A 3,436-nucleotide genomic window follows, 5' to 3' on the forward strand; every position below is an offset into this window, starting at 1 on the left:
CTACTTGTTATTTGTTTTAGTTCAATATTTTCTTTCTTCAAAAGTTCTGTTTCTTTTCTTTTAAATTCAGCTTTTATCTTTCTTGCTTCTACACCTTTCTTACCAGCGGATACTCGTTTTTAATTGTTCCAATGGTACATCCTGAAAAGGCGGGGAGGATTGGTTTATTTTGAACATTTGAGATATTAGTCTCTGTTTGTAACGAATTTGAAGGAAAGTCAGTAAATAGATCGGAAATATTAAAACCCTGCAATTCTGAAATAGCGGCTGAACCACCACATTCTTTCATACTCGGCACAATACTAGTACATTCCTTTACAGTCGTTTCAGGTGGCGGCAATGCAAGCAAACTTGATTTTTCTGGTGGCAACAATGCCAGTATGGCAAAATTTTGGGGAGTTAAGACTTTTTCCCCATTGCAATTATCTCTTCCGTATCAGTTCTCTGATAAACAGTGAGAGACTGAACCGATTTGTGTCCAGTCACTGCCATTATTTGAGATGGATTTAACATACTTTTTGTCAATATTGATGCTCCAGTTACACGAATGGAATGGTTTGTGTAGATTTGGGAACGTTTAGCCCCTTCACTCAACTTTTTCATGAATTTTGCCATGGTTTTTTCTCCTAAGCAAGAGTTACAATACCATACTGTATCGTCCTCACTGACCGAATCCATGTGTCTCTGCCATAAACTAGTGCATAAAGGATGAAGTTTGTTTATGTACATTTCAAATGAATTTTGATAGTAAACTTACCTTTCCACCCCATATTAAAATGCTTAAAAATAAGAGGCTCAAAGCTTTTAATATTTTCAAATATGTGTCCGGTACCGACTGGGGTGCGGATAGCACGGTTTTATTAAATTTATATAGATCGTTGATTCGATCAAAATTGGATTAAGGATGCATCGTTTACGGTTCAGCCCGTGCGTCGTATATCAAGTTGCTTGATACAGTCCATCACCAAGGATTACGACTCTCAATTGGAGCGTTCAGAACGTCTGCGGTTGAGAGTTTGTATGTTGAATCAAACGAGCCTTCCCTTGAAAACCGACGTATCAAACTTGGTATGCTGAATACTCTGCCATATATACTGATGGTTCAAAGGATGGAATAGCATCGGCAGCTGTTTTTGGACAGCAGGTCTACTCTGTTCGATTACCATCTGCCAGTTCGATCTGCAGTGCAGAAGCTAATGCAATACTTCTGGCTTTGAAGTTCGTTGCATCTTTCTCTTTCTTGCCTTTTGGCAATTGAGAGTTGTAAAACTCAAAACCCGTTTATTTTAAAAATTGTTGAAACTTATAAAAAGCCTTGTTGCTATTGGTAAGCATGTCACTTTCACATAGATACCTAGTCATATCTAGCTGGGTTCTCAATTGGTGGAGAATTCCAAGGACTCGTGTTTCTTTATTTTGGTGATGAAGATTTCCGGTATGCCAACTATTTTAGCGATGTCTTGGCGACGGGTGTAAAACTCCTTCCCCGATATAATTGTGTATCCACTCGATCTCATGCGGGTGTCTGTTGGTTTGCATGCTTTGGACTTCCTAGTTAGGCTGGACATATATCCCTCTGTATCTTTAATAGTCTACTGTGGCCACATACCAATTGGATGTTCTAGTAGAGTTGATCTTCAACGTCACGATCATCTTATCCATATCCACAGAGTGCAAATTCAAGATGGATGGGCAAGCGGGTTCATACCTAGGTTCTTCCAGTGATTTGAGGTTCTTCGGCCCAGTCAGATAATTTTGAGGTGACTGAAGATTCTCGGGTGGTGTTCCCAGTTTCCTCGTCCCGGGGTGGCTTGCCCAAGTAGACATCCATTGGACCCTTGTCCTTATGTTGTGGCACTTAGAACCAGATTCCTGGCCTCCACCGCCAACCGACTCCCCTTCTTAGTTATCCTAGTAACTATTCTTCGGTAGTCCTCTGGATAGATGGCCATCCAGTAGGCATTCCCTTCTGCAAAGAAGTCTTTCTCCAGTTTTGTGTAGTCGGTGTGGTGTTTCTCTTCCGCATGTCCTCAGGTCATTCGCTCTACTGAACCTTTTCTCATATGGAAACAACGGATAGTCTTCCACCATGTATGGACTTGCTGGCAGGGTGATTTTTTTAGTTGACGCTTGTCAGTAAACTGTTGGTGGCAAATCCAACATTCCTCTGTTGCAGTTGGTCTCATTCTGAAATATATAATTAGAACCCAAGGATTAGTTATTGGTTCAATCTCTCTATTGAGACAATGGTTGGGGTGTATTTGTTAATAAATCTAAATTGTTTGTTTATATGGCTTTGGATTGGTACAATATCTGGACTGTGGAATCCTAATTGGTATGTCTCGTACTATCAGTACTTTGATATCTCTATTTCTGTGTTTCTCTTCTTGTGTGTGTGTTGTTTCTGCTTTACTACCACGGGGTTTGATAAAGTTTTTTCTTCTATTTCTGATCTTCGTTCGCATTGCGCATTCTATAATTAGGATATAACTGACTCATCCGGACTGTAAGTCGGAATGTTCTTGGTAGTGAAAGTGACATGATAAAGTTGCAATCTCTTGGAATCAGAGATTTGATTTTTCTTAGCTTCGAGGCAGAGCTACTATTCCATTTGTTGGGTTTGCTTTCTTGATTAAAAATGGATTGTATGGTATACCACGTGATGTACTTGGAAATGTATGCTCTGTCTCTATTCTATTTTGTATCTGTTACCTAATTTTTTCTATCATGTATTCATGTTTGGTTACTATGGTTATTTAAAATCTCAATATATGTATGCATCTACTCATGTATGAGGGAATTGACAGCTTTATCCACAATGAGCATTTCAAAGGAAATGGGAACGGGAAGGATTATATACAAGTCACCATCTAGGGGCAGATAATTTTATTCAAAAACTTTTATCAAATTCATATACAAATAATACAATTATTTCTGCATGGTTTACATTGGTATAACAAGACAGAGTAGTGTTATAATGGGACTTAGAGCATTGCAGTAAAGGTCACGTGCTTTAGCAGCTGCAACAGACGTGACGTCACGGCAGGTGATCGACAAGCCTTTGATTCAATAGCAACGTCAGCCCTGCAGCAAATGGAAGTCACAGTCTGAAACTTGCTGCAATATGTCACGGCAGGTGATCGATAGGCCTATGATTAATTAGTGACAGGTGTGTTTTTGAAATCGTTCCTCTTTGAAGCTTGCTGTAATGTTTAATTCATAAAAGCTCGAAGCCACGGTCTATAGCTTATAACTTTATTATTGTTACTGATGGAAGTGGAAACATGTTTATTGTACGATTCTGTTCACCTTTAAACCCACACATCCAACGAAAATGTAATACATATTATTTATAAAAGCCTTGTTGCTATTGGTAAACATGTTATTTTCACATGGATACCTAGTCATATAGGTATCCATGGAAACACCGTCGTTG

General features: G+C 39.0%; 2 protein-coding genes. Both read right to left on the bottom strand.

The genetic code is table 11. The features are described from left to right. Nucleotides 1-88: 88 nt before the first annotated feature. Nucleotides 89-370: a hypothetical protein gene (locus PSN35_RS06700; RefSeq protein ID WP_300031217.1), complete on the bottom strand. Its 282-nt coding sequence runs from the start codon at nucleotides 368-370 to the stop codon at nucleotides 89-91. Between the two features lie 29 nt (nucleotides 371-399). Beyond that, nucleotides 400-729: a tyrosine-type recombinase/integrase gene (locus PSN35_RS06705; RefSeq protein WP_367183408.1), complete on the bottom strand. Its 330-nt coding sequence runs from the start codon at nucleotides 727-729 to the stop codon at nucleotides 400-402. Nucleotides 730-3,436: the final 2,707 nt, after the last annotated feature.

Source organism: Candidatus Thioglobus sp., assembly GCF_028599055.1.
GTDB lineage: Bacteria > Pseudomonadota > Gammaproteobacteria > PS1 > Pseudothioglobaceae > Thioglobus_A.